Annotated in this window: 16 protein-coding genes, 1 tRNA gene and 1 riboswitch; of the genes, 8 read left to right on the top strand and 9 right to left on the bottom strand. The window is 72.8% G+C overall.

The genetic code is table 11. From position 1 onward, the window contains the following. Positions 1-414: 414 nt before the first annotated feature. Positions 415-981 carry a MarR family winged helix-turn-helix transcriptional regulator gene (locus ACIPFH_RS24065; protein ID WP_401829198.1) on the bottom strand — a complete coding sequence of 189 codons (567 nt, stop codon included), beginning with the start codon at positions 979-981 and terminating at the stop codon, positions 415-417. A gap of 156 nt (positions 982-1,137) precedes the next feature. Between ACIPFH_RS24065 and ACIPFH_RS24060 the strand changes: the two genes are divergently transcribed. Beyond that, on the top strand, positions 1,138-2,427 hold the full coding sequence (locus tag ACIPFH_RS24060; RefSeq protein WP_401829254.1) for an MFS transporter: 1,290 nt from the start codon (positions 1,138-1,140) through the stop codon (positions 2,425-2,427). An 85-nt stretch (positions 2,428-2,512) separates the two neighbouring features. Here ACIPFH_RS24060 and ACIPFH_RS24055 read toward each other — a convergent pair whose 3' ends face one another. From ACIPFH_RS24055 to ACIPFH_RS24045, 3 genes are all read right to left on the bottom strand, one after another. Further along, positions 2,513-3,310, bottom strand: a complete 798-nt coding sequence (locus ACIPFH_RS24055; protein WP_401829197.1) for a class I SAM-dependent methyltransferase — start codon at positions 3,308-3,310, stop codon at positions 2,513-2,515. Between the two features lie 84 nt (positions 3,311-3,394). Next, positions 3,395-5,047, bottom strand: coding sequence for a SpoIIE family protein phosphatase (locus tag ACIPFH_RS24050; protein ID WP_401829194.1), 1,653 nt, complete (start codon positions 5,045-5,047; stop codon positions 3,395-3,397). A 258-nt stretch (positions 5,048-5,305) separates the two neighbouring features. Beyond that, positions 5,306-6,685, bottom strand: coding sequence for an NAD(P)/FAD-dependent oxidoreductase (locus ACIPFH_RS24045; protein ID WP_401829192.1), 1,380 nt, complete (start codon positions 6,683-6,685; stop codon positions 5,306-5,308). Between the two features lie 379 nt (positions 6,686-7,064). On the opposite strand from ACIPFH_RS24045, the gene ACIPFH_RS24040 reads away from it, so the two are divergent. Both ACIPFH_RS24040 and ACIPFH_RS24035 read left to right on the top strand, forming a co-directional pair. Then, on the top strand, positions 7,065-7,832 hold the full coding sequence (locus tag ACIPFH_RS24040) for a TetR/AcrR family transcriptional regulator (protein ID WP_401829190.1): 768 nt from the start codon (positions 7,065-7,067) through the stop codon (positions 7,830-7,832). Positions 7,833-8,141: 309 nt separating this feature from the next. Further along, positions 8,142-10,136 carry a sigma-70 family RNA polymerase sigma factor gene (locus ACIPFH_RS24035; RefSeq protein WP_401829187.1) on the top strand — a complete coding sequence of 665 codons (1,995 nt, stop codon included), beginning with the start codon at positions 8,142-8,144 and terminating at the stop codon, positions 10,134-10,136. Here the strand turns inward: ACIPFH_RS24035 and ACIPFH_RS24030 are convergent. Together ACIPFH_RS24030 and ACIPFH_RS24025 are read right to left on the bottom strand one after the other, a co-directional pair. Further along, positions 10,123-13,890, bottom strand: coding sequence for an AfsR/SARP family transcriptional regulator (locus ACIPFH_RS24030; protein ID WP_401829184.1), 3,768 nt, complete (start codon positions 13,888-13,890; stop codon positions 10,123-10,125). The genes ACIPFH_RS24035 and ACIPFH_RS24030 overlap by 14 nt on opposite strands. A 59-nt stretch (positions 13,891-13,949) precedes the next feature. Further along, positions 13,950-16,070 (bottom strand): asparagine synthase-related protein, encoded by a 2,121-nt coding sequence (locus ACIPFH_RS24025; RefSeq protein WP_401829181.1) that lies wholly within the window; start codon positions 16,068-16,070, stop codon positions 13,950-13,952. A gap of 706 nt (positions 16,071-16,776) precedes the next feature. On the opposite strand from ACIPFH_RS24025, the gene ACIPFH_RS24020 reads away from it, so the two are divergent. The 4 genes from ACIPFH_RS24020 (at position 16,777) to ACIPFH_RS24005 (ending at position 22,089) form a co-directional block, all read left to right on the top strand. Then, on the top strand, positions 16,777-18,201 hold the full coding sequence (locus ACIPFH_RS24020; RefSeq protein ID WP_356253303.1) for an MFS transporter: 1,425 nt from the start codon (positions 16,777-16,779) through the stop codon (positions 18,199-18,201). Positions 18,202-18,313: 112 nt separating this feature from the next. Beyond that, entirely contained in the window at positions 18,314-19,531 is a 1,218-nt protein-coding gene (gene lhgO / locus ACIPFH_RS24015) for an L-2-hydroxyglutarate oxidase (protein ID WP_359125716.1), read from the top strand. Positions 19,532-19,601: 70 nt separating this feature from the next. Further along, on the top strand, positions 19,602-20,444 hold the full coding sequence (gene trmB, locus ACIPFH_RS24010) for a tRNA (guanosine(46)-N7)-methyltransferase TrmB (RefSeq protein WP_401829179.1): 843 nt from the start codon (positions 19,602-19,604) through the stop codon (positions 20,442-20,444). An 88-nt stretch (positions 20,445-20,532) separates the two neighbouring features. Next, positions 20,533-22,089, top strand: a complete 1,557-nt coding sequence (locus ACIPFH_RS24005; protein WP_401829177.1) for a PrsW family glutamic-type intramembrane protease — start codon at positions 20,533-20,535, stop codon at positions 22,087-22,089. Positions 22,090-22,243: 154 nt separating this feature from the next. Here the strand turns inward: ACIPFH_RS24005 and ACIPFH_RS24000 are convergent, their stop codons facing one another. The 3 genes from ACIPFH_RS24000 to ACIPFH_RS23990 all read right to left on the bottom strand — a co-directional run bounded on the left by ACIPFH_RS24000 (position 22,244) and on the right by ACIPFH_RS23990 (position 25,050). After that, complete coding sequence (locus ACIPFH_RS24000; protein ID WP_401829174.1) at positions 22,244-23,266, bottom strand: M23 family metallopeptidase; 1,023 nt, start codon at positions 23,264-23,266, stop codon at positions 22,244-22,246. Between the two features lie 7 nt (positions 23,267-23,273). Next, positions 23,274-23,442, bottom strand: a riboswitch (cyclic di-AMP (ydaO/yuaA leader). A 324-nt stretch (positions 23,443-23,766) separates the two neighbouring features. Further along, a tRNA-Met gene (locus ACIPFH_RS23995) sits at positions 23,767-23,840 on the bottom strand. An 82-nt stretch (positions 23,841-23,922) separates the two neighbouring features. Next, entirely contained in the window at positions 23,923-25,050 is a 1,128-nt protein-coding gene (locus ACIPFH_RS23990) for a dihydrofolate reductase family protein (RefSeq protein WP_401829172.1), read from the bottom strand. Positions 25,051-25,191: 141 nt separating this feature from the next. Here ACIPFH_RS23990 and ACIPFH_RS23985 point away from each other — a divergent pair, with 141 nt between their 5' ends. Further along, complete coding sequence (locus tag ACIPFH_RS23985) at positions 25,192-25,716, top strand: MarR family winged helix-turn-helix transcriptional regulator (protein ID WP_401829170.1); 525 nt, start codon at positions 25,192-25,194, stop codon at positions 25,714-25,716. Positions 25,717-25,726 lie beyond the last annotated feature (10 nt).

The following is a 25,726-nucleotide window of genomic DNA, read 5'->3' as shown; positions in this document are numbered from 1 at the left end:
GTTTCCGACTCTATCAGATCTTTTCTCGACCCGATTTCCTCGGTGCTTTCCAGGTTCTCGCTTTCGCGTTTCCCTTTCCGGCGGTTCCGACTCTATCAGATCCTTTCGGCGCTGATTCCCAGTCAGAGGGGGCTTGTCTTCCCGGCTGTTCGGCCGTTCCAACGTCTCAAACCTTAGCGGATCCGCCCGGCAGCTCCTAATCGGGTTGCCGGCCCCAAATCGAATTGAATTCGGGCACGCCGAATTCAATCCCGTTGGGAGATCGTGCTGTGGTTTGTGGTGCCGCTACTGCGGCGGAGGTGCTGTCGAAGAACCGTTACAGCTCCCCGGCAACCCGAAGAACTCTACGGGCTCCCCAAGGGGGGTGTCAACCACCCCTGTCAAGATCTTTTGGCCCGCCGGGTGGAGGGCAGCTCAGTCCAGGTCACTGAGGCGGCCGCCGGCGTCCGGCTGAGCGTGCTCCACCCGGCGCAGGAGCCTGGTCAGGACCTCACCCAGGACCGTCCGCTCGTCCGCGGAGAGGTCCTGGAGCAGATCCTCCTCGAAGACCGTTGCCATGTGCATCGCCTCGAGCCACTTCTCGCGGCCCTCGGGCGTCAGCTCGACGATCACGCGAACGCGGTTGGACTCGTCCCGTTCGCGGGTCACCAGCCCCTCGGCGACCATGCGGTCGATCCGGTGGGTCATCGCCGCGGGCGTCAGGCCGAGACGCTTGGCCAGGTCGCCGGGCCCCAGACGGTAGGGGGCACCGGAGAGGACCAGGGCCTTGAGGACCTCCCACTCGGCGTTGCTGATGCCGAGGTCCGCGGTCTGGCGGCCATAGGCGACGTTCATCCGGCGGTTGAGGCGGGACAGCGCCGAGACGATCTTCTCGACCTGGGGGTCGAGGTCCTGGAACTCGCGCTGATAGGCCGCGATCTGCTCTTCGAGGGTCGGCTCGCCGCCGATGCCGGTGCCGACCGTGCCGGGGGTGTCGCCCATGGACCGAGTATCGCACGGAGCTCGTTCGCATTGAAGTCCTTCGAGGTGTACAGTTTAGCTTCTAACTTTAGCTTCGAAGTCTTCGGCGCTAAGTACTGAGGTAGCGGAAGTACTGACGCCGCACCAGTACCGATGACGACGACATACCTGAGAGAGGTGAACGTGACCAGGGCGAGGGGCGCGGCGATGCGCCGGATCCACGTGGGTAACGCACTCAGCGCGTTCGGGCTCGGCTTCACCGTCCCCTACCTGTACGTCTATGTGGCGCAGGTGCGGGGACTGGGTGCCATGACGGCGGGGCTCGTCCTCGCCGTCTTCGCCGTGGCCGCGCTGATCGTGCTGCCGTTCGCCGGCCGGGCGATCGTGCGGCGCGGTCCACTGCCGGTCCTGCTCGCCGCCCTGGTCACCGCCGCGCTGGGCGCGCTGGGCCTGGGGCTCGCCGGAAACGCCACCGCCGTACTGGCCGCCGCGGCCGCGCTGGGAGCCGGGCAGGCCGTGATGCAGCCGGCGCTGGCGACGATGATCGTGGACTGCTCGACCGCGGAGACCCGGTCGCGGGCGTTCGCGACGCAGTTCTTCCTCCAGAACCTCGGGCTCGGGGTGGGTGGGCTGATCGGCGGGCATCTCGTCGACACCACGCGCGTGTCCTCGTTCACGCTGCTGTTCGCCATCGAGGCGGCGATGTTCCTGCTGCTGGCCGTGGTGATGTCGACCGTGCGTCTGCCGCACGCTCCGCGGGTCGGCGACGCCCCGCGGTCCGCCAGGGGGGGCTGGAAGCAGTTGCTCGGCAATCGGGCCATGGTGCAGCTGTGTGTGCTGGGCTTCGTGCTGTTCTTCGCCTGCTACGGGCAGTTCGAGTCGGGGTTGAGCGCGTACGGGGTCGAGGCCGCCGGCATCTCGACGTCCGCGCTCGGGACCGCGCTCGCCGCGAACACCGCGATGATCGTGGTCGCGCAGTTCGCCGTGCTGAAGTTCGTCGAGCGCCAGAAGCGGTCCCGGGTGATCGCGGCCGTGGGGCTGATCTGGGCCGTCGCGTGGGTCGTCGCCGGGTACGCCGGGCTGGGCCATGGCAGTCGGGAGATGGCGACGGCCGCGTTCGTGTCGACGTACGCGCTGTTCGGGCTGGGCGAGGCGATGTTGTCGCCGACGGTCGCGCCGCTGGTGGCCGACCTGTCGCCGGCCGGCCTGGCGGGACAGTACAACTCGGCGTTCGCCCTGGTGAAGCAGCTCGCGCTGGCCGTCGGGCCGGCGGTGGGCGGCCCGATGGGTGCTTCGCTGCACGCGCCGTACATCGTGACGTTCCTGCTGTTCTCGCTGGGGATCACCTACCTGGCGCTGCGGCTCGGGCGACAGCTGACCGCCGTCCAGGACCAGCCGTGGCTGGTGCGGCAGCGGGTGGTGGCCCGCGGTGGGACCGCTGTGGAGCCCGTGGCGGCGGAGGCCTGAGGGCTCCCGAGCAGACCGAGCGCATCGAACGGAGAGAGGCGGCCGTCGTCCGAAAGGCGACGGCCGCCTCTCTCGTCTCATGCGCTCAGCGGATCGCCGTCACCAGGGTCGCCGTGAACGGGAAGGTGGTCGTCGCGTCGGGGAGCTGGGCGCGGATCGTGTCTGCGGCGCGGGCGAGGGCGTCGTCGCCTCCGGCGTCGACGAGCGCCTGGCCCCAGGGGATCGCGGAGAGGTGTCCGGCGACGTAGTCCTCCAGCGGGGGCAGGTCGATGGCGAAGGTGAGGTCGCGGCGGGTCGTGGAGTGGAAGCCGGCGCGGTCGAGGGCGGCGGTCAGGCGGTCCGCGGCAGCGAAGGCGGCCCGGAAGGTGTCCGCCGCCTCCCGGCCGTCGAACTGTTCGAGGGTCCGGTGCTGGGCCACGAAGTACGGGGACTCGTCCAGGCGGGCCCAGACGGTGGCGGCGAAGCGTCCTCCGGGGCGGGTGACGCGGGCCGTTTCCGTCAGGGCCGCGTCGAGGTCGGGGAAGAACTGGGCCCCCTGTTGGCAGAGGACGGCGTCGAAGGTCGCGTCGGGGTAGGGGAGGTTGTCGGCGGGGGCGGCGGTGAACTCGATGTCCGGGTAGAGGCGTGGGTGGCACGCCACGGCGATCTTGAGCATGCTCTCGTTGACGTCCGCGCCGGCGACCCGGCCGGAGGGGCCGGCCTGCGCGGCGGCTGAGCGGGCCGCGAAGCCCGTGCCGCACGCGAGGTCGAGGACGGTGGCGCCGGGGTAGAGGTCCACGGCGTCCACGAGTGCGGTGACGAAGGGCGCCATGAGGGGCGCGACGTAGTGTTCGTAGCGCTCGGGAGCGCTTCCCTTGAGGTCGAAGCCCGTTGCGTCTGCCATGGGGAGCTACTAGCACCGGGCGGCGTGTTCGCCTAGGTGCCGCGCGCGGGGAAGTGGGTGTTCGGGTCCTTTCTCGGCCTGCGCTCAGTCGGCCGGTTTCGGCAGGACGAACTCGCACCACACCGCTTTTCCGCCGCCCGGGGTGCGGCGGCTGCCCCAGTGGGAGGCGATCGTGGCGACGATGGCGATTCCCCGGCCGGACTCGTCGCCCGGTTCGGCGCGGCGGCGGCGCGGAAGGTGGTCGTCGCCGTCGGTGACCTCGATGATCAGGCGGCGGTCGGTGCGGCGCAGCCGCAGCCGCATGGGCGGGGTGCCGTGCTGGAGTGAGTTGGCGACGAGTTCGCTGGCGGCGAGGACGCCGAGGTCGTGCAGGTCGGGCGGGAAGCGCCAGCTGGTCAGGACACCGGAGGCGAAGGCACGCGCGCGTGGGGCCGCCTCGACACCGCCGAGGAGCTCCAGGGCCGCGTTGCGGAACAGCTCGCCCTCGGGGCCGGTGCGGGCCGGGTGCTGGAGGACCAGGACGGCGACGTCGTCGTCGTGGTCGGCGGTGACGCCGGCCGAGCGGACGAGGCGGTCGCAGACGACCTGGGGGGTGCCGGTCGCGCCGGACAGGGCGCGCTCCAGGGACGCGATGCCCTCGTCGAGGTCTTCGTCCCTGCGCTCCACCAGGCCGTCCGTGTAGAGGACGGCCGTCGAGCCGGGGCCCAGGGGGATCGAGCCGGAGGCGTGCATCCAGCCGCCGGTGCCCAGGGGCGGGCCGGTGGGTTCGTCGGCGCGCAGGACGGTGCCGCTGTCGTCGCGGACCAGGATGGGCAGGTGGCCCGCGGAGGCGTACACCAGTCGGCCCTCGTTGGGGTCGTGGATGGCGTACACGCATGTGGCGATCTGGTTGGCGTCGATCTCCGCGGCGAGGCCGTCGAGGAGCTGGAGGATCTCGTGCGGCGGCAGGTCGAGGCGGGCGTACGCCCGGACCGCCGTGCGGAGCTGGCCCATGACGGCTGCCGCGCGGACGCCCCGGCCCATGACGTCGCCGATGACGAGGGCGGTGCGGCCGCCGCCGAGGGTGATGACGTCGTACCAGTCGCCGCCGACCGCCGCCTCGGTGCCGCCGGGCTGGTAGGTGGCGGCGATGCGCAGGTCGTCCGGCTCCTCGAGTTCCTGGGGCAGGAGGGAGCGCTGGAGGGTGACGGCTGTCTCGCGCTGGCGCCGCTCGCTGGTTCTGAGGCGTTCGGCGGCCTCGGCGTGGTCGGTGACGTCGGTGGCGAAGATCAGGACGGTGCCCTTGCCGTTGTCCTCGGCGGCCGGGGTGCAGGTGAAGGTGTAGGAGCGGCCGTCGGGGGCCTTGCGGGACTTCAGGGTGCGGGGCTTGCCGCTGCGCAGGGCCTGGTCGAGGAGGGGCATGAGGCCGAGGTCGCGGAGTTCGGGGAGGGCCTCGGCGGCCGGTTCGCCGCAGACGCGCACGCCGAAGGCCGCCGCGTAGGCGTCGTTGACGTAGGCGAGGCGGTGGTCGGGGCCGTGCACGAGGGCGACGAGGGCCGGGACGCGGTCGAGGACCTCACGGACCGGGAGTTCGTCGACGGCGGGCACCGGGGGCGGCTCGTCGGTGAGTTGTTCGGCGCGGGCCGCGGGTACGGAGCCTTCGCTCCGCCGGTCCGTGGTGGTGACCGGGTGCTCGGCTCGCGCGGCGGCGCGGCGCTGCGTTCCGGGGAGCCGGGCGCTCCAGCGCGTGAAGTTCACGAATCCTTGCCTCGTGTAGTCGTCGGCGGCCGGCTCCGGGCCCTGCCTGGGCTCCGGGGGCCGCGCGGCGGTGACCGCACATTGTTGCAGCACCCGGGATGTGGAGCACGGGGAGCAGTCTCTTGGGTCGGGGGGCGGGTGGTGGCCCGGCGGGAAGGGCTCGGGAGGGGCTGGGGCACGGAGCAGTCTGGCAGTGTGGCCGCCGTCCGGCCGACATTCGTCAGACGTGGGGGCGGCCGGTGGAGTTCCTGGTTCGGGTCAGGACGACCCCTTCGGGTCGCCGGAAGACTCGTCAGAAGGCTTTCCACCGGCAGCGAGTTCGAACTCCGCGCGGGGATGTTCGAGGGATCCCAGAGAAACGATCTCCCGTTTGAAGAGCCCGGAGAGGGTCCATTCGGCGAGCACGCGCGCTTTGCGGTTGAAGGTGGGCACGCGGCTGAGGTGGTACGCGCGGTGCATGAACCAGGCCGGGTAGCCCTTGAGCTTGCGCCCGTACACGTGCGCGACGCCCTGGTGGAGTCCGAGCGAGGCGACCGAGCCGACGTACTTGTGGGAGTACGTCCGGAGGGTTTCGCCGCGCAGGGAGCGCACGATGTTGTCGGCGAGGACCTTGGCCTGGCGGACGGCGTGCTGGGCGTTCGGGGCGGTCTCCTTGCCGGGCTCGCCTGCCGTCACGTCGGGGACGGCGGCGGCGTCTCCGGCCGCCCACGCGTGCGTGGCGCCGTCGATGGTCAGCTCAGGGGTGCATTTCAGCCGACCTCGTTCGTTCAGCGGGAGGTCGGTGGCGGCGAGCAGCGGGTGGGGTTTCACTCCGGCGGTCCACACGACCGTACGGGTCGGGAAGCGGGCGCCGTCGCTGAGGACGGCGATCCGGTCGGCGCAGGACTCCAGGCGGGTGTCGAGGCGTACGTCGATGTTGCGGCGGCGCAGCTCACTGACGGTGTAGCGGCCCATGTCGGCGCCGACCTCCGGCAGGATCCGGTCGGAGGCCTCGACCAGGATCCACTTCATGTCCTCGGGCTTGACGTTGTGGTAGTAGCGCGTGGTGTAGCGGGCCATGTCCTCCAGCTCGCCGAGCGCCTCCACGCCCGCGTAGCCGCCGCCGACGAAGACGAAGGTGAGTGCCGCGTCGCGGATCGCGGGGTCGCGGGTGGAGGAGGCGATGTCCATCTGTTCGATGACGTGGTTGCGCAGCCCGATGGCCTCCTCGACGGTCTTGAAGCCGATGGCGTGGTCGGCCAGGCCCGGGATGGGGAGCGTGCGGGAGACGGAACCGGGCGCGAGGACGAGTTCGTCGTACGTCAGCTGCTGCGGGCCGGTGCCCTCCTCGTCGGTGGCGAGGGTGGTGAGGGTGGCGGTGCGCTTGGCGTGGTCGACGGCGGTGACCTCGCCGACCACGACCCGGCAGTGCGGCAGGACGCGGCGCAGCGGCACGACGACGTGCCGGGGGGAGATGGAGCCCGCGGCCGCCTCGGGGAGGAAGGGCTGGTAGGTCATGTACGGGTCGGGTGTGACGACCGTGATCTCGGCCTCGCCCCGGCCGAGTTCCTGTTTCAGCTTCCGCTGGAGCCGCAGGGCCGTGTACATCCCGACGTAGCCGCCGCCGACAACGAGAATGCGCGCACGTTCCTTCACCATCCCATGACGCACCGGACGCCGGAGTTTGTCCACAGCCCCGGCAATTTGTGTGACCTCGAGCCGGGCGGGCGCAGGGTTGGCCGAAACACCGGCGTACTGGGCAGGAGTGCAGGTCAGCGGCTGTGCGCCGGGGTGCGGGATGGGGCGCAATCGGGACGTATAAGACCCGTACTCCGATCGGGGGGCGCTCCGTGCGGAACCTGCCCCTTCTGAATTGACTCCCTCTCAACTATGTTCGTGTGTCGACGGGGTGTCAGGGGGAGTGCTCTGCGGGTCTGCGACGGGCGGGCCCGGGATGCCGTCCCCTGTGTTCCACGCCCCCGACTTTCGATGGCGGGGAGAGTCTCCGGGGGGAGACGTCATTACCGGGGGATCATTCATGCACATTCAGAACTCGCATTGGTCGTCCACGTCCGCACTGCCACCCGGCGGCGCGGTCGGTGCGACGATGGGCATCGGACGTGGAGAGGGCGCGCGGACAGCGCCGCTTCGCGTGGACGCACAGCGCAATCTGGAACACGTACTGCGGGCGGCACGCGAAGTGTTCGGCGAGCTGGGTTACGGCGCGCCGATGGAGGACGTGGCGCGGCGCGCCCGGGTCGGGGTCGGCACGGTGTACCGGCGCTTCCCGAGCAAGGACGTCCTGGTGCGGCGGATAGCCGAGGAGGAGACGTCCCGGCTGACCGATCAGGCGCGGGCGGCGCTCGGCCAGGAGGACGAGCCGTGGTCGGCGCTGTCGCGCTTCCTGCGGACGTCCGTGTCGTCCGGCGCCGGGCGGCTGCTGCCGCCGCAGGTGCTGCGGGTCGGGGTCTCGGAGGACGGCGCCGAGGGGGTGCCGGCGGACGAGGCACGGGTGCCGCAGCAGCGGACCCAGTCGGGTGGCGGCGAGCTGCGGCTCGTCGCGGGCGACGGCACCACGGCCGCTGTCGACGACGCCGGGGCGGCGACGCTGCTCCAGGTCGTGGGCCGGCTCGTGGAACGGGCGCGGGAGGCGGGTGAGCTGCGGACCGACGTGTCGGTGTCGGACGTGCTGCTGGTCATCGCGACGGCGGCCCCCTCGCTGCCGGATCCGGCCCAGCAGGCGGCGGCCTCGGCGCGGCTGCTGGACATCCTGCTGGAAGGCTTGCGGTCGCGTCCCTCGTCGTGAGGGCCGGGACCGGCGCCGTCGGCGGTGTCCGGGCGGGTGGCTCGAAAGGGTGATTGTGGGGTGGGGGCGCGGCGCCCTCACCCCATACCCATGACGCCGGACATCTTCGGCATTTCAGTCATGATCCTCAACTGCTGCCCAGAACAAGGCAGTTGAACCTACCCCGTACGGGTGACCGCCAGTACTGGTCTGCGTCAGTTGCCCACGGACGAGTGGATGGCTCGTCGCGCGGGGTCCTGACCAAAAGCCAATATGGCACTCTGACCCGGTGGCCAGGACTGGTGGGGCAGGCGGCGGGGGCTTTCCGCGATGAGTGTCGACGGCGGGGACGAGTCACCCGGTTCGAACGGTGACGGTGACACGGAGGCCGACGGCCTGGCCGCACCGCAGGTGCCGAACCAGGGTGGACGCGCGAGCGGCCGGCCGGGCGGTCCTCCGGGCAGCCCGCTGGGCCATCCGACGGCCCGTCCACCGGCCCGTCAGCCGGCCGGCCCGGCCGAGGGCAGTGTTCCGGCGCAGCGCGAGCGGCGCGTCGAGGGCGTCCTGCCGCCGCGGGACATGCCGACCGCCGACACCGACCTGATCGGCCGGATGCGCTCGGGTGACGACACGGCGTACGAGGAGCTCTACCGGCGTCACGCCGACGCCGTGCGCCGCTACGCCCGCACCTGCTGCCGGGACGCGCACACCGCCGACGACCTCACCGCCGAGGTCTTCGCCCGCATGCTCCAGGCGGTGCGCGGCGGCTCCGGACCCGAGTACGCCGTCCGCGCCTACCTCCTCACCTGCGTCCGGCGGGTGGCCGCCGGCTGGACCCGGTCGGCGAAGCGCGAGCAGCTCGTCGACGACTTCGCGGTGTTCGCCGCGCAGTCCCGCTCCTCCGAAGTCGCCGACGACACCGGCTCCAGCGGCTCCTTCGGAGCGGGCCTGGACCTGGGCGCCGACGTCCGCGCGATGCACGAGGCCGAGCAGTCCATGGCCATGCAGGCCTTCCGCTCGCTGCCCGAACGCTGGCAGGCGGTGCTGTGGCACACCGAGGTCGAGGACGAGTCGCCGAGCGAGGTCGCCATGCTCTTCGGCCTCGACGCCAACGGCACGCGCGTGCTCGCCAGCCGCGCCCGTGAGGGCCTGAAGCAGGCTTATCTCCAGGCCCATGTCAGCGCCACCCTCACCAACGACGAGGAGTGCGCACGCTACGCCGACCAGCTCGGCGGCTACGCCCGCCGCCGGCTGCGCACCCGCGCCGAACGGGGCCTGCGCAAGCATCTGGAGGAGTGCGCCAAGTGCAGGCTGGCCGCCCTGCAGATCGAGGAGGTCGCCAGCAGCATCCCCGCCGTCGTGCCGCTCGCGGTCATCGGCTGGTTCGGCGCCGCCGGGTACGCCAAGGCCGTCGCGCTCATCGCCGGCGGTGCCGGGGCGGCGGGCGCGGCCGCGGCCGCGAGCGGTTCCTCGGGCGGGGCGGGCGTCGGGAGCGGCGCGCCGGCCGCGGAGGGGCTGGGCGCGCCCGTGAAGGCCGGTATCGCGGCCGGTGTGGTCGCGGTGGCGGCCGCGGCGGTGGCCCTCGCCCTCGTCGGCCACGACGCCCCGGCCGGGCGGCCCGAGGCCGGACCTTCGGCGTCCGCGCCGGCCCCGGTCGCGCGGCCCGAGGAGCCGACACCCACGCCGACGCCGTCGAAGGAGCGCGAACCGGCACCGCCGGTGATCGTCCCGGCGGCCGCCCCGACGTCGGCCCCCGTCCCGGGACGGACGCCCAGCCCGACACCGACACCCACACCGACATCGACCCCGACCTCCGCTCTCCCCCCTGAAGCCGACCCGACTCCGCCGCCCGCTCCGACATCCACGCCCACGCCCACTCCGCCACCCGCGCCGACGGTCTATCCGCTGAGCGGGCTGTCCTTCGACGTCGCCGGCGACGGGACCGGACCGGAGATCCGGCTGCGCGCCAGCAGCTGGCTGTGGCAGCGGTACGGGCTGTCCATCGCGGACCGGCGGTACGAGCGCGGGGTGACCGTGCACGGCGACTCCTCCGTCACCGTCGATCTCAACCGGGCGTGCACGTCCTACGACGCGCTCGTCGGCGTCGACGACCTGACGATGAAGCTCGGCAAGGTCTCCTTCGCCGTCTACGCCGACGGGAACCGGCTCTGGTCGTCCGGGGTGATCGAGGGCGGCGACCCGGCCGTCCCGGTCCATGTGGATCTGACCGGCCGCACCACGGTGCGTCTGGTGACCGAGCCGCACAGCGGCCTCGACTCGGTGGCGCTCGCGGACTGGGCGGAGTCCGGGTTCACCTGCTCGTAGGCGCCTCAGTGGTCTCCACCGGCCTTCCGGCCGGGTGGTCGCGCACGCTCTCCGTGAGTTCGCCCAGGGCGGCGGTCACCGTCAGGGGCGTGCCCCGGAGCCGCTCGGCCGCGTAGCGCTGGGCGCCGAGCGCGTCGCGGGCCGCGGCCTCGGCCCGCTCGGCCCCGGCTCGCTGCGGACTGGGGCGCGGATGGGGGCCGCGCAGGCCGTCGGCGGCCGCGAGCAGTCGGACCGCGCGCGCGAAGTCGTCGAGCTGGACCAGCAGTTCCGCCGCGCCGTCCAGGATCGACGAGGTGACCGCCTCGGCGCACTGGTCGGCCACCGCTTGGCGCAGCGTGTCGGCGAACATCCGCAGACCGTGCTCCGGGCCGGACTCGACGGCGGTCAGGCCCGCGTCGAGCGCGTTCAGCGCCGCCGTGAACTGCGGCGGCGGGGTGCCCGCCCCGGCCGCCGCGCGGGTCTCGTCGCAGCACACGCGCGCGTGGGCCACGTCCCCCTCCTGCAGCGCGATGTGACCGCGCAGCAGGAGGACGAACGCCCGGACGTCCGGCACGCCGTAGCGGTCCGCGGCGCTGTTCGCCTCGTCCAGCGCGGCCATGGCGCCGTCGACGTCACCCGAGCGGTAGGCGATCTCCGCCAGCCGGGCGATGAGAAACGGCGACTCGGCGTACGCCCCGACCTCATAGGCGAGGCGCAGTGCCTCGCGGTACTCCCGCTCCGCCTCCGCGAAGCGGCTGCGCGCCATCTCCGCCTCACCCACCGCGCCGCACACCTGGGCACGCATCCAGCGGTCGCCGACGCGCAGGCTGAGCACCCGCAGTTCCGCCAGGTCGTCGTCCACGCCGTGCAGTCCGCCGGGCGAGTCGACGACCATGTGGGTGCGGAACATCAGGGCGCAGCCGAGCTCCCAGTCGCCGCCGTGCACACGGCAGTTGGCGACGGCCACGTCCAGGACTCCCCGGACGTCCACCATGTCCCGCATCTGGAAGGCGGTCAGCGGCCAGAGCAGGCCGGGCATCCGCGCCGCTCGCGGGCCACCCGGTTCATAGTCGGCGCGCAGCCGGACCAGGTACTCCTGGTAGCGCGGGTCCGCCACGACGCCCTTCGGCTCGGACTCCGACAACAGGAACAGGTGCAACATCCGCAGGTTCATCCGCTGCGCGTGCCGGGGGTGGGCCTCCTCCGTGGCGGCGGGCGTCCTGAGGAAGGCCTCGACGGGGTCCAGGGCGGCCATACGGTCGGCGAGGTCGGCGGGGACGGTGCGATCGGTGGAGAGGGTCGGATCGATGGGTACCGCGGGCTCGGTGAAGGTCGTGGGATCGGTGGAGGCCGCGGGATCGGTAGCGGCCGTGGGATCAGCGGAGGCCGCGGGATCGGTGAAGGTCGTGGGATCGGCGGACGCCGCGGGATCGGTAGCGGCCGTGGGATCGGTGAAGGTCGTGGGATCGGTAGCGGCCGTGGAGGCCGTGGTGTCGGCGGGGTCGGCGGGGTCGGTGCGCGCACCGGGTGCAGGTCCTCGGAGGGTGTCCAGGACGGCGCCCAGGCGCAGGGTCCGGTCGGTCCATTCGGCGCCCTCGTGGCGGTAGTTGCGCAGCCACCAGAACCAGCCCGTGGCGAGACAGAGGGCGGCGGCCTCGTCCTCGTCGCCCGCCATGAGCGCGCGCCGGATCCCCACGCGGATGTTGTCCAGTTCGGTCTCCAGGCGGGAGATCCAGGGGAGTTGCTCGGCGGAGCGCAGCAGCGGGTCCGCCCGCTCGACGAGCGAGCGCACCCAGGCGCGGTGCCGCCGCCGGGCCGCCGCGCGGCAGCCGGGGAGCTCGGCGGCGCGTTCGGCGGCGTACTCGTGGATGGTCTCCAGCATGCGATAACGCATGTCGCTCGCGCCGCTCCGCTCGCACGGCGCCGCCACGACCAGGGACTTGTCGACGAGCGCGCCGACCAGGTCCGCGACCGGGCCGGTGCACACGGCTTCCGCCGCCTCCAGGTCCCAGCCGCCCGCGAACACCGACAGCTCGCGCAGCAGCGCGCGCTCGGGTTCGTCGAGCAGGTCCCAGGACCAGTCGACGACCGCCCGCAGGGTCTGCTGGCGGGGCAGGACCGTGCGGCTGCCCGAGGTGAGGAGGCGGAAGCGGTCGTCCAGGCGGTCGGCGATCTGGCGCGGGGTGAGCAACCGGAGCCGGGCGGCGGCCAGTTCGATGGCGAGTGGAAGTCCGTCCAGTCGCCGGCAGATCTCCGCGATCTCCTCCTCGTCGCGCGGGACGGCGGCCGCGTCGGGGCGGGCGGCTGCCGCGCGCTCGGTGAAGAGGCGGTGCGCCTGGTCGGGGAGTAGGGGCTCGACCGGGCGGACGACCTCGCCCGGGACGCCCAGGGGTTCACGGCTGGTGGCGAGGATCGTGAGCCCGGGGCAGCGGGTGAGGAGGGTCTCGGCGAGAGCGGCGGCCGCGCCGATGACATGTTCGCAGTTGTCAAGGATCAGGAGCTGGCTGCGCGGGGCGCAGTACTCGACGAGCAGGGCGACCGGGTCGTCCTGCGGGGGCGCCAGCTCGGTGGTCATCAGGACGGTCTCGCGCAGACCGAGGGCACTGACCACCGCGCCCGGTACCGCCTCCGGCCGGTCGAGCGGCGCCAGCTCGACCAGCCAGGCCTGTGGGAGCCCGGCGGCGGCTTCCTCGGCGAGGCGGGTCTTCCCGGAGCCGCCCGGTCCGGTGAGGGTGACGAGACGGGCCCTGTGCAATGCGGAACGGATGGCGCCGAGCTCGGGTTCCCGCCCCACGAAGGAGGTAAGACGCGGACGGAGGTTGCCGGTCCGCTCGGGGAGTTGGAGCGGCATCCGGGGCGTCTGCGGATCGGCCGGCTCGGGACCGGGAGCCGACGCGCGGCCCTGGACCGGTGCGGCGCCATGGACCGGTGCGGAGCCATGCGCGGATGCGGAGCCATGGGCGGATGCGGAGCCGTGGGCGGACGCGAGGCCGGGTACCGATGCGGGGCCCTGTGTCGGGGCCGGGCCGTGGACCGATGCGGGGCCCTGTGTCGGGGCCGGGCCGTTCAGGAGTTCGGTGTGCAGGGCGCGCAGGTGCGGGCCCGGGTCGGTACCGAGGCCGTCTGCGAGGGTGCGACGGGCGGTCTCGTACGCGGCGAGGGCGTCGGCGTCGCGGCCGGAGTCGCGCAGGGCGCGGATGAGGAGGGCGTGCAGCGGCTCGTCGTACGGGTGCGCCGCGGTCAGTTCGGTCAGGCGCGGTACGGCTTCGCGGGCGCGGCCGAGGAGGAGGTCCGCCTCGGCGCGGGCGCGGGTGGCCTCCAGCCGGAGGGCCTCGGGGCGGGCGGCCGCGGTGCGGTCGGGGAGGTCGGCGAGGGCGGGGCCGCGCCAGAGGGCGAGGGCGTCGTCCAGGGCGCGGGCGGCGGCGGAGGCGTCGCCTTCTCGCAGCGCTTCGGTGCCCCGGCCCACGAGTCGTTCGAAGACGAAGAGGTCGACGTCGTCCTCGGTCGCGGCGAGCCGGTAACCGCCCGGGGCGGAGGTGACGCTGTCCTTGCCGACGGCGCGGCGCAGACGGCCGATCAGGGCCTGGAGCGCGGCGGGGGCGTCCTGGGGCGGAGTCTCGGCCCAGACCTCGTCGATGAGGGTTCCCGGGGCGGTGAGGCGGCCCGGGCGGAGGGCCAGGGCCGTGAGGAGGGAACGCAGGCGAGCCCCGGGGACGGGTACGGCGGTGCCCTGGTCGTCCGCTGTCTGGGTGACGCCCAGGATTCTGTACCGCACAGGTTCATTGTCACCGGCGGTGAGGTGTGGGGCACGGGATTTGGGAGCGGTGGGGTTTCTCATCCCCCTGAGGACACGGCCCGTCTCTGGGGCGCGATGCCCGCCGGTACCGCACGCGCGCGTGCCGGTGTGCCGGTCCAGCAGGTGCCTCTGCGGGACAGGAGGCGGCGGAGCCAGAGTTCCAGGGAGATCAGGTCGGCGAGGCCGTCCAGGGGAAGGGGTTCGCCCGCTGCGGCGGCTCTGAGGGCCTTGCGGACCACTCTCGCCTCGACCAGGCCGGCTTCCGCGAGGAGGGGGGCCTCGAAGAGGGTGAGGAGCGGGTCCATGGCCATCCGCAGGCCGGCCCGGGCCGCCGCGGTCGCGGACGCCTGGGAAGGGGCGCCCCAGCCGCCCGGGAGATCGGTGACGCCGGCGCCCTTCAGGACCGTGCGCAGGATCGCGGCGCGCGCCCCCGGTTGCACGCGCAGGGTCTCGGGGAGCGCGCGGCACGCGCGGACGACCTGGTTGTCGAGGAACGGCGCGTGCAGTCGCTGGGAGCGGATCTCGGCGGCCTGCTCCAGGACGCGGAGGTCCATGGCGTGCCGGGCGAGGGCCGCACGCGCGCGGTAGTCGCCCGGACGCTGCCCGGGACCCGCGCCGGTGCGGTGCGCGGCTCCTTGGAGGCGAACCGATACTTCAGCCAGCGCCTCCCCTGTCAGCCAGCGTGCGGCGGGACCGGCCCCACCCCAGGTGAGGGCCGCGAGGGACGCCCCCACGGCGCCTGCGGGGTCGTCGAAGCTGAAGCTGCGGTGCAGGATGTGTTCGGCCAGGCCCTCCAAACCCGCACGGTACGGCGTGCGGGCCAGCCGGCGGGCCGCGCCGTACACGCGCGCGGGGACGAGTACCGAGCCGTCGGCCTTGGTCAACGCCGCCACCGGGCGGACCAGATGACGGCGTTTGCGGTCCATCAGCAGGTCCGCGAGCCGCGCCGGGTGGGCGTCCAGCACCTGCCGGGCGCCGTAGCCCGTGAAGTGGTCCGCGCTGCCCGCGGCGAGGCGCGACCGGTGGCGGGCGGCCGTGACCAGACTCGGGCCGGGTTCGTCGGTCAGCGGGCCGTCCAGGTCGGCGTACGGCAGGGTCTCCTCGCCGCCGGCCACCACGACGTGGTGCAGGCGCGGGTTGGCCGCGAGGGCGCCGGCCCGTTCCAGTTCGGCCTCGCGCCCGCCGACGGCAAGGTCGTTGAAGGTGACGGCCAGCAGCCGCTCCCCCGCGCCCGTGCCGTGGCCCAGCAGCGTGCCGGGCATGCCGGGCAGGCCCGCCGCGAGGAGCGCCAGCGTGCCGGAGGCCGGTCCGCCGGAGAGGTCGGCGCCGATGCCGGGAACGGGCATCCCGCGCGCGGCGCGCCGTTCCGCCGGTCCCATGCCGGGCACGGGCCCGGGGTCGATGTCGGGGACGTGCCGGGGCGCGGACAGACGCGCGCGTACCGCCTCGATGAGCGCGTCGCGTACGGCTCCGACCGCGCTGTCCGGGTCGGCCGGGGGCGCCGCCACGGCGAGTGAGGCGACCGGCTCGTACCCGGCGACCTCGCGTGCCCCGGCGCGAAGGATCAGCGCATGCCCCGGCGGAATGCGACGCACGCCGTCGTACGGGGTGGAGTCGTGCAGGGCGGCCGGTACGTCGGGGGTCGCGAGGAGGGCCGCCAGGTGGCCGAAGTCGAGGTTGGCCTCGATGAGGTCGGCCAGCGGCAGCGCGGCCGTCGCGTACGCCGTGCCACCGGCCCAGGGAGTGTGGAACACGGGGCGCGCGCCCGCCAGATCGCCGCAGACGGTGATGCGCCGGCCGACCTGGACGATCGCCGTGTAACTGCCCGACCAGGCCGTCAGGTGCCGAAGTGCCCCGCCGCGCGCGGCGAACAGGCCGACGCGCAGCTGTTCGTCGGTCGCACCGCAGGTGCCGAGGACCGCGACCCGGGTCTGGGCGTCGGCCTTCACGATGCGCACCTCGTCGGGGCGCCAGTCGCCGACGGCCCAGAGGGGATCGGGGTCGCCCCACAGGAGTTGGGAGCCGACCGGGTGCAGCGTCTCGCCGTCGTGGCCGACCCGGCCCCCGTACGAAGCACCGTCGTCGGGACGGCCGTCGTAGCCGACGGATCCGCCCAGCGCCCCCGCGGCGGTGCTGCTCCATCCCACCAACCACCGCATGGACGCCTCCACAGGCTGTGGACAACCGAGTGCACCGTACGAACGGTTCACCATGCTGCCACGAAGAACGCGCCATAGAAGGAGGCGGCGCCGCTTGCGATCCGGGGACTGCGCCCGCGTCAACGCACCGGCGCCTCCTGGGACGTCCATGCGTACCCCGGTGTCTGCGACGTGAATGCGCCCCCGGTACGCTCCCCCAAGACGCCCTGTACGCCCTCGATTTCCATGGTGGGAGGCGTTGTCCCCCGCAGAACACAGGGTCGATTTTCGGCCAAATCCCCGTCGCGCGCCCCGCGTCGAGAGCGTCCCGCGCAGGCTCCGCACACGCTCCGTGCCCGCGCGCGTGCCCTTGAACACTCGCGTCGGCCCGGGAGGCGCGGTACGCCCCCCGGACCGTTCCGCCGCCCGCGGGGATGAAGGCGGCGGTGTCCCCCAGCCCACTGGATCCAGTACAGCGGGCCGACCCACGCACGGCCCATGGAACCGCTCCCGCGATGGCCGGAGAAGAGCGCACGGCCGGGCGCACGGCCACACAGCGGGGGCACGGCGCGACGGTCCGTGCCTGCGCCCGGATTTTCGTACGGACCACAATCCCGCCAACCGGAAGAATGCCCCTTAACGCTTGGGATGCGGCGAACTACGCTGGGTTTACGAATGCCGCATGGTTATGCCAGCGCGGCAGCCGTCTGTGTCGAGGGGTGGCGCAATGTCCAGGGAGCAACGCGGGCCGAACGAAAAACTCGGCGCCGTTCTCGCCCTCGCGGGAATCAGCAACGCAGGACTCGCGCGACGCGTCAACGATCTTGGCGCTCAACGCGGGTTGACTCTTCGCTACGACAAGACGTCCGTGGCGCGCTGGGTGTCGAAGGGCATGGTGCCGCAGGGCGCCGCGCCGCACCTCATCGCGGCCGCCATCGGTCAGAAGCTCGGCCGTCCGGTGCCGCTCCACGAGATCGGCCTGGCGGACGCGGATCCCGCCCCCGAGGTGGGCCTCGCCTTCCCCAGGGACGTCAACCAGGCCGTGCGCTCCGCCACGGAGCTCTACCGTCTCGACCTCGCCGGCCGCCGGGCCGGTACCGGGGGCATCTGGCAGTCGCTGGCCGGATCGTTCGCAGTAAGCGCGTACGCGACGCCCGCCTCCCGGTGGCTGATAACCCCGGCCGACAGTTCGGTGGCACGGGACGTACACCTCGTGGAGGATTCCGGCGCACCGCTCAAAGTCGGCCACAGCGACGTGCAGAAGCTGCGGGAGGCCGCCGAGGACGCCAGGCGCTGGGACTCCAAGTACGGAGGCGGTGACTGGCGTTCGTCCATGGTGCCGGAGTGCCTGCGGGTGGAGGCGGCTCCGCTGCTGCTCGGCTCGTACTCCGACGAGGTCGGCCGGGCCCTGTTCGGGGCGAGCGCCGAACTGACCCGGTTGGCCGGATGGATGGCCTTCGACACCGGTCAGCAGGAGGCCGCGCAGCGCTACTACATCCAGGCGCTGCGGCTGGCCCGCGCGGCGGCCGACGTACCCCTCGGGGGCTACGTCCTGGCCTCCATGTCCCTCCAGGCCACGTACCGCGGCTTCGGCGACGAGGGCGTCGATCTCGCGCAGGCGGCCCTGGAGCGCAACCGGGGGCTGGCCACGGCCCGCACCATGAGCTTCTTCCGGCTCGTCGAGGCACGCGCACACGCACGCGCGGGAGACGCGCATGCGGCCGGCGCGGCGCTGAAGGCCGCCGAGGGCTGGCTGGAGCGGTCCCGCGACGGGGACCACGACCCGTCCTGGCTCGGCTTCTACTCCTACGACCGCTTCGCCGCGGACGCCGCCGAGTGCTACCGCGACCTGAAGGCACCGCGCCAGGTGCGGAGGTTCACCGAGCAGGCGCTGTCGCAGCCGACGGAGGAGTTCGTGCGGTCGCACGGGCTGCGGCTCGTCGTCTCGGCGGTCGCCGAGCTGGAGTCGGGCAACCTCGACGCCGCCTGTGCGCAGGGCGTGCGGGCCGTGGAGGTGGCCGGGCGCATCTCCTCCGCGCGCACCACGGAGTACGTCAAGGACCTGCTGCATCGGCTGGAGCCCTACGGCGACGAACCGAGGGTGGTGGAACTGCGGGAGCGGGCTCGGCCCCTGCTGATGACCCCGGCGTAGGACGAGCCGCGGCGCAGCCGCACACCGGCACGGCCCCGCCCCTGGTCGGCAGGACGCCTGCCCCGGGTTTGAAGGCACTGTCAGTGGCGCAGTGCACTATCGAAGCCGGGAGGTGGTGCACGTGCCGAAGATCGCTTACGACTGTGATGTGCTCGTGGTCGGCGGGGGCATCGTCGGGCTGTCCACGGCGTATGCGATCACGCGCGCCGCGCCGGGTACGCGGGTGACGGTGCTGGAGAAGGAGCCGGGGGTGGCCCGGCACCAGACGGGGCGCAACAGCGGGGTCATCCACAGCGGGATCTACTACCGGCCTGGGTCGCTGAAGGCGCGGTACGCGGTGCGGGGCGCTGCGGAGATGACGAAGTTCTGCGCGGAGTACGGCATCGCGCACACCGTCACCGGCAAACTGATCGTCGCCACGGACCGCGCGGAGCTGCCCCGGCTGCACGCGCTCGTGCAGCGCGGCCGGGAGAACGGGATCCCGGTCCGGGAGCTGGGCGCCGCCCAGATCGCGGAGTACGAGCCCGAGGTCCGGGGGCTCGCCGCCATACGCGTGCGGTCGACGGGGATCTGCGACTACACGGCCGTCGCACGGCAGCTGGGTCAGGCCTCCGGGGCGGAGATCCGGTACGGCGCGCGGGTCGTGCGGATCGACCGGCGGCCGGATCGCGGAGTGGCCGTGCTCACCGCGCGCGGGGACGTCGTACGCGGGCGGGTACTGGTGAACTGCGCCGGGCTCTACTCCGACGAGATGGCCCGGCTGACGGGGGACGAGCCCGAGGCGCGGATCGTGCCGTTCCGGGGCGAGTACTACGAGCTGGCGCGGCCGGAGCTGGTGCGCGGGCTGGTGTACCCGGTGCCCGATCCGGCGTTCCCGTTCCTCGGCGTCCATCTGACCAGGGGGATCGACGGGGGCGTGCACATCGGACCGAACGCCGTGCCGGCCCTGGCCCGGGAGGGGTACGGGTGGGGTGTCGTACGGCCCCGGGAGGCGATGGCGACGGCGGCCTGGCCCGGGGTGTGGCGGATGGGCCGGCAGCACTGGCGGTACGGGGTCGGGGAGCTGCGGCGGTCGGTGTCCAAGGGGGCGTTCGTGGACGCGGTGCGCCGGCTGCTGCCGGCGGTGGAGGAGGCCGACCTGGTGCGGGCGACGGCCGGGGTACGGGCCCAGGCGGTGCTCCGGGACGGCGTGCTGGTGGACGACTTCCTGATACGGGAGGGGCCACGGGCGGTCCACGTCCTGAACGCACCCTCCCCGGCGGCCACCGCCTCGCTGCCGATCGGACGGGAGGTGGCGCGACGGGCCCTGGGAGCATTGGCAGGCGCGTGAGCGGCCGGACAGCGGGCCCTCGTACGGGGGCGGCGGGCAGGTGGAACCGCGCCGTAAAATCGACGGCACTGTGTCTGATTCCGTGAGTAGCCCCGAAGTCCCCCAGCCCTTTCCCGGTGGCGAGCACCACCCGGGCGAGTCCGTTCGGCACACCCGTGCCAAGGGGGAGCCCCGGTTCCCCGACGGGCCCAGGGCCGATCCCGCCGGGTCGCACTTCGAGCGGCGGATCCGGAGTTTCCAGCCCCGGCGCAGCCGGGTGACGGCCGGGCAGGCGGACGCGTTGCAGCGGCTGTGGGCCAAGTGGGGGCTCGACATCGACGGGCATGCCGTGGACCTCGCCGAGCTGTTCGGCACGGACCGTCCCGTCGTGCTGGAGATCGGCTTCGGCATGGGTGAGGCGACCGCACAGATGGCGGCCGCCGACCCGGGCACCGGCATCCTCGCGGTGGACGTGCACACGCCGGGCCAGGGCAATCTGCTCAACCTCGCGGACCGCACCGGTCTGACCAACGTCCGGGTCGCCAACGGCGACGCGATCATCCTGCTGCGCGAGATGCTGCCGGCGAACTCGCTCGACGGGCTGCGCGTCTACTTTCCCGACCCCTGGCCGAAGAAGCGCCACCACAAGCGGCGCCTCATCCAGCCCGAGTTCCTCGACCTGGCCGCGACGCGGCTGAAGCCGGGCGCGATCGTGCACTGCGCCACGGACTGGGAACCGTACGCGGAACAGATGCTCGAGGTGCTGACCGCGCACCCCGACTTCGAGAACACCCACGCCGACGGCGGGTTCGCGCCCCGGCCCGACTTCCGGCCGCTGACCCGTTTCGAGGGGCAGGGGCTGGACAAGGGTCACGTCGTGAACGATCTGCTCTTCCGTCGCGTACAGCATCGCGTCCGGCCCGGGGAGCGCTGACCGGGTCAAGGGTTCGACCAAGGGACCCAAGGGCTCACCGACCGGTCTCCCCTCCACCACAGTCCCCTCCCTCGTTAGGGTCGATACCGTGGCCATCAGTCCTCCGTTTCCGCCCTGTCCGCCGCATCCCGGCGGCTCGCCCGAGGACGGTGTGCTCCGGCACGCTCACTGGTGGCAGCGGTGGGGGTCCCCCCGGGGCGGAGCGCGGCCGAGGGCTTGGTTGAGGGTGCGGTACGGGGCGCTGATCACCCTGCTCGCGCTGTCCGGCCTGGTCATCCTCGCGCTGGTGCGCGAACAGACCGGCACGGAGGGGTTCCTGGTAGGACTCGGGCTCGCCGTGCTGCCCGTACCGCTGCTGGTCGCCGCGTTCCGGTGGCTGGACCGGGTCGAGCCGGGCCCCTGGCGGAACCTGGTCTTCGCCTTCGCCTGGGGCGCGTGCGCGGCCGCCCTGATAGCCATCATCGCCAACAGCTTCGCGACCAGATGGATAGCCACCGCGACCGCCGACCCGTCCGGCGCGGACACCCTCGGGGCGACCGTCATAGCGCCGATCGTCGAGGAGTCGGCCAAGGCCGCCGCCGTCCTGCTGGTGTTCCTCTTCCGCAGGCGGGACTTCACCGGGATCGTCGACGGCGTGGTCATAGCCGGGCTCACCGCCACCGGCTTCGCCTTCACCGAGAACATCCTCTATCTCGGCACCGCCTTCGGCACCGACCAGCTGACGGGCGACACGGGCATCGCGTCCGTCACCGCCGCGACCTTCTTCGTGCGCGTCGTCATGTCGCCGTTCGCGCACCCCCTGTTCACCGTGCTGACCGGCATCGGTTTCGGCGTCGCCGCGCTCTCCGGGGACCGTCAGCAGCTGCGGCGCGTGCTGCTCCCGCTGTGCGGGCTACTGCTCGCGATGGGCATGCACGCCCTGTGGAACGGCTCCTCGTCGTTCGGCGAGTTCGGGTTCTTCGCGGTGTACGCGGCGTTCATGGTGCCCGCGTTCGGGCTGCTGACCTGGCTGGTGGTGTGGACGCGCCAACGCGAGCTGCGCACCGTACGCGAGGAGCTGCCCGCCTACGCGGCCGCGGGCTGGCTGACACCGGCCGAGCCGTTCGCGCTCGGCTCGATGCGGGCCCGGCGGCTGGCCCGGGAGTACGCCGGCCGCCACCTGGGCAAGTCCGCGGAGCGGGAGGTGGCGCGCTACGAGGCGTACGCGACGTCCCTCGCGTTCCTGCGGCACCGCGGCCGCCGGGGACGGGCGAACGCCGACTTCCTGGTACGCGAACGAGAGCTGCTCAACGAGCTGTGGCGGCGCAAGGACGTCGCCCGCCCCGCGCTGGACCACGCGGCCCGGATGACGGCCCCGCCGGTACGGGTGGTCGCGCCGCCCTGGCCCATGCACGGCGTGTACGGGTACGGGCCCGGACCTGCGTACGGCCAGGGACAGACGTACGGGCCGGGACCGGGGCCCGCCCAGGGTCACGGCGGCGGATCCGGGTACCAGGCGGGGGCGGGGCCGGTGTACGGGGCCCCGACAGGGCCGGTCCACGGGTACGGGAACCCGGCAGGGCCGGTCCACGGGTACGGGAACCCGGCAGGACACACCTACGGGTACCCGACCGGGCCGTATCCCGCCTCCCGCCCGCACCCGTAGGCCGCGACGGACCGCCCGCGCCAGGAGCCGCGAGGCATCACCCGCACCGAACGAATCTTCCGCACCGGTGGGCCGCGACAGACCGGCAGCCCTGACGCGGGTTCTCCTCGTCAGGGCTGCGGGGTGGATCAGTGTGTCCTGAGGGACGGACGGCTCAGGGGTTGAGGCCCTTGCCGCGCAGCCACGCCGCCGGGTCGATGCCGTCGGCGCTGCCGCCCGGGTGGACCTCGAGGTGGAGGTGGGCCCCGGTGACGTTCCCGGTCGCGCCCACCCGGCCGATGACGTCACCGGTGGCGACCTTCTGGCCGACACTGACGCTGATCGACGACTGGTGGCAGAACCACAGCTCGGTGCCGTCGTCCAGGGTCAGGATGGTGCGGTAGCCGTAGGAACCGGCCCAGCCGGCCTCGGTGATGGTGCCGCTGTGGACGGCCTTGATGAGCGTGCCCGTGGGCGCGGCGAAGTCGAGCCCCGTGTGGTAGCCGGAGGACCAGAGGGATCCGGCCTGGCCGAAGGTCGAGGTGATGGTGTACGAGGAGGTCGGCAGCGTGTACTGCTTGGCCAGCTCGGCCAGGCGCGCGGCCTCGGCCTTGGCGGCGGCTTCCTCGGCGGCCTTCTTCTTCGCGGCGGCGGCCTTGGCCTCCGCCTCCTTCTGGGCCTGGGCGACGGCGTCGGCCTCGGCCTTGGCCGCCGCGGCGAGAGCCTTGACCTCGACCTGGGACTGCTGCGACTCGGCCTGCGCCATGATCCGGCTGCGCAGGGCCTCACCGGCGTCGGCGACGCTCTCGTCGGTGTCCACGGCGGCTTCGGACCCGAAGCCGGCGAGGGCCGGCGCGGCTTCCTGGACGGGTTCGTCGTCGGAGATGAGCGAGCCCACGTTGGGCAGGTCCGGCATCGAGATGGAGACCGGGGCCTTGCCGGTGTTGGCGCTGGCCATGCCGCCCGCGCTGACGGCGGCTATGACGCCGACGCCGAGGACGGTGGAGCTGCGGGCGAATCCGCCGCCGCGCTGCTTGGCGACACGGTGCTTGCCGCGTACCGGGCGAATGGAGTCCGCGGTGGGGTTCCACTCCTCCCAGGGGCCCTCGTCGGTGCGGTAGCCGCCGTAGCCGAAGGTCTCGGTGGGCAGCTGGGCCGGCGCGTGCGGGGCCTCGGGGGCAGGCGGGTTGGACGCCACGCGGGCGTGCTCCTTTCCTTCCGTCGCCTACCGGGTTAGCTGACGGGTTCGGAGCGGGAAGGTCTCCTACGCGCGTATACCGGACGTGGACTCTGCGAGCTCACGACGGCTTCCGCGTGATTCACCCCAAGGTGATGGTTCCCCGGTTCCCTTGCGGGATTCGGCACGTGCCGCACGGAGCCGACTCTTGTGTCGGCTGGGACGACCGCGCTGCGTTATCGAACGTTAATAGACACGGGGGCGGGATTCCAAGCTGTTCTGCTTGATCAACAACTTTTCCGGCCTGGACTTTCGGCCCACCAGTGGTGAAAAACGGGCGAGTTGACCGCGTGCCGACCGCGCCTCGACATACCCCGGAAACGCATCAGCAGTCACACAGGTTTTGATGGTGACTCAGTCGTTATGCGCTGGGCGGTCATCCGGTCACCAAGAGTGAGGGAGTGGTCGGTGAACGCACCGAAGGCCGGAACCCTTTCGGATTCCGGCCTTCGGCCTATCAGTAGCGGGGACAGGATTTGAACCTGCGACCTCTGGGTTATGAGCCCAGCGAGCTACCGAGCTGCTCCACCCCGCGGCGATGAACACAACTGTACGCCATCAGCGGGTCGGAAAGCACATCGGTTGATCAGTGGGGCCTCGGCGGGGCCTCGGCGGGCTCAGAGGAGGTGACGGTTGGGGCCCTTCGCCCGCTCCTCGTACCCCGGGAGCACAAGGACGTCGACGCCCTGGGCCGTCAGCAGACCGGTGCCGTCCGCGTCCGTGACGAAGGTGTTCGGTTCGCGCCAGGCCGTGACCACCCTGCGCACGCCCGCGTCGAGGATGAGCCGGGCGCAGGGGGCCGGACGGGAGGAACGGCGGGCGCACGGTTCGAGGCTGCTGTAGACGGTGGCCGTGGGGAGGCGGGGGTCGGCGGGGTCGAGTTTGGCGAGGGCGGCCTCCTCGGCGTGCACGACCGGGTCGTCGCCCTCGCGCGAGTGGCCGCGCGCCAGCTCCGTGCCGTCGGCGGCCACGATCACCGCACCGACGCTGAAGGCGGTCCGCGACGGCGGACAGTCGGCCGCGAGCGCGCAGGCCAGGGCGAGCCAGTGCCGGTCGGCCGCGACGGGCAGCGGTCCGGCGCCGGGGGCGGTGGGCTCGTAGCGGTTCAGGACGACGTCCTCGATGCGCCGGGTCTCCACCAGGCGCAGCCGTCCGCCCTGGTAGCCGCCCGGCCCGAAGAGCCGGGGCGCACGCGGGTCTCCGACGAACAGCGGGGCGAGGACGAGCTGGAGTTCGTCGGCGAGGCCCTGCCGGAGCAGCTGGGTGTGGACGGTTCCACCGCCCTCGACCATGAGGCGCCGTACGCCGCGCACGTCGTGGAGGTGTTCGAGGAGGCGGCGCCAGTCCAGTTCGGGTCCGAGCGGGACCGCCTCGGCCGCGATGCCGAGCGCCCGGATCCGTTCGGCGCCCTTCTCCGTCGTGTACACGGCCTTCTCGCCGCCCGTGTGCCAGAAGTTCGCCGCCGGGTCGAGCTCGCCGGAGGCGCTGACGGTGACCTTGAGGGGGTACGGCGGCAGTCCGGCGGCCACCCGGGCGGCGCGGCGCTCCGGGGAGTTCACAAGGAGCCGGGGATTGTCGGCGCGGATGGTGCCGGCGCCGATGAGGATCGCGTCGACGGAGGCCCGTACCTCGTCGACGCGGTCGAAGTCGGCGCGGCCGGAGAGGAGCAGGCGCTCGGGCGTGGTGTCGTCCAGGTAGCCGTCGAGGGACACGGCGGCGGACAGCAGGACGTACGGGTACGGCATCGACGCGACTCCCCGGGCTGGGTCCGACGGCGGCCTGACGCGGTCCGACGTGCCTCGACGCGGTCCGGTCGCCGGTCCGACGGTGGTGGTCTTGGTTCAAGTGGTCTTGGTTCAAGTTTGAAACAAACCTACACTGGGCGCATGACGACTCGCTGGCTCACCCCCGAGGAGCAGCGCGCCTGGCGCGCCTACGTGGCCGGCTACCTCCTCCTCGAGGACGCGATCGACCGGCAGCTCCAGCAGGAGGCCGGCATGCCCCACCTGTACTACTCCATCCTCGCCAACCTCTCCGAGACAACGGAGCGGCGGCTGCGGATGACCGACCTCGCGGAGCGGCTGAAGATCACCCGCAGCCGGCTGACCTACGCGGTGTCCCGGCTGGAGAAGGACGGGCTGCTGCGACGTGAGGAGTGCCGGTGGGACAAGCGCGGGAGCGTGGCGGTCCTGACGGACGAGGGCATGACGGTCCTGGAGAGCGTGGCGCCCGGCCATGTCGAGACGGTCCGCGCCTCCCTCTTCGACCGGCTCACCCCCGAGCAGGTGGGCCAGCTGGAGGATATCTTCACGCAGGTCGCGCGCGGGTTGCAGGAGAACGACGAAGGCGAGGCGGCACCCGAGGACCTCCCGTGGCGCCGGCGCTCCTCGCCCTGCTCCGGAACCCCGTGACCGCGACCCG

Origin of the sequence: Streptomyces sp. NPDC088157 (genome assembly GCF_044741545.1) — a bacterium.
Lineage (GTDB): Bacteria > Actinomycetota > Actinomycetes > Streptomycetales > Streptomycetaceae > Streptomyces.
Note: the sequence above shows the minus strand (reverse complement) of the source record. Positions and strands in the feature narration are given on the sequence as shown.

Bases quoted from the DNA above. Each gene is read 5' to 3' on its own strand.
- ACIPFH_RS24065 (WP_401829198.1), bottom strand. From the start codon at position 981: ATGGGCGACACCCCCGGCACGGTCGGCACCGGCATCGGCGGCGAGCCG.
- ACIPFH_RS24055 (WP_401829197.1), bottom strand. From the start codon at position 3,310: ATGGCAGACGCAACGGGCTTCGACCTCAAGGGAAGCGCTCCCGAGCGC.
- ACIPFH_RS24045 (WP_401829192.1), bottom strand. From the start codon at position 6,685: ATGGTGAAGGAACGTGCGCGCATTCTCGTTGTCGGCGGCGGCTACGTC.
- ACIPFH_RS24040 (WP_401829190.1), top strand. From the start codon at position 7,065: ATGCACATTCAGAACTCGCATTGGTCGTCCACGTCCGCACTGCCACCC.
- ACIPFH_RS24035 (WP_401829187.1), top strand. From the start codon at position 8,142: ATGAGTGTCGACGGCGGGGACGAGTCACCCGGTTCGAACGGTGACGGT.
- ACIPFH_RS24025 (WP_401829181.1), bottom strand. From the start codon at position 16,070: ATGCGGTGGTTGGTGGGATGGAGCAGCACCGCCGCGGGGGCGCTGGGC.
- ACIPFH_RS24020 (WP_356253303.1), top strand. From the start codon at position 16,777: ATGTCCAGGGAGCAACGCGGGCCGAACGAAAAACTCGGCGCCGTTCTC.
- ACIPFH_RS23990 (WP_401829172.1), bottom strand. From the start codon at position 25,050: ATGCCGTACCCGTACGTCCTGCTGTCCGCCGCCGTGTCCCTCGACGGC.
- ACIPFH_RS23985 (WP_401829170.1), top strand. From the start codon at position 25,192: ATGACGACTCGCTGGCTCACCCCCGAGGAGCAGCGCGCCTGGCGCGCC.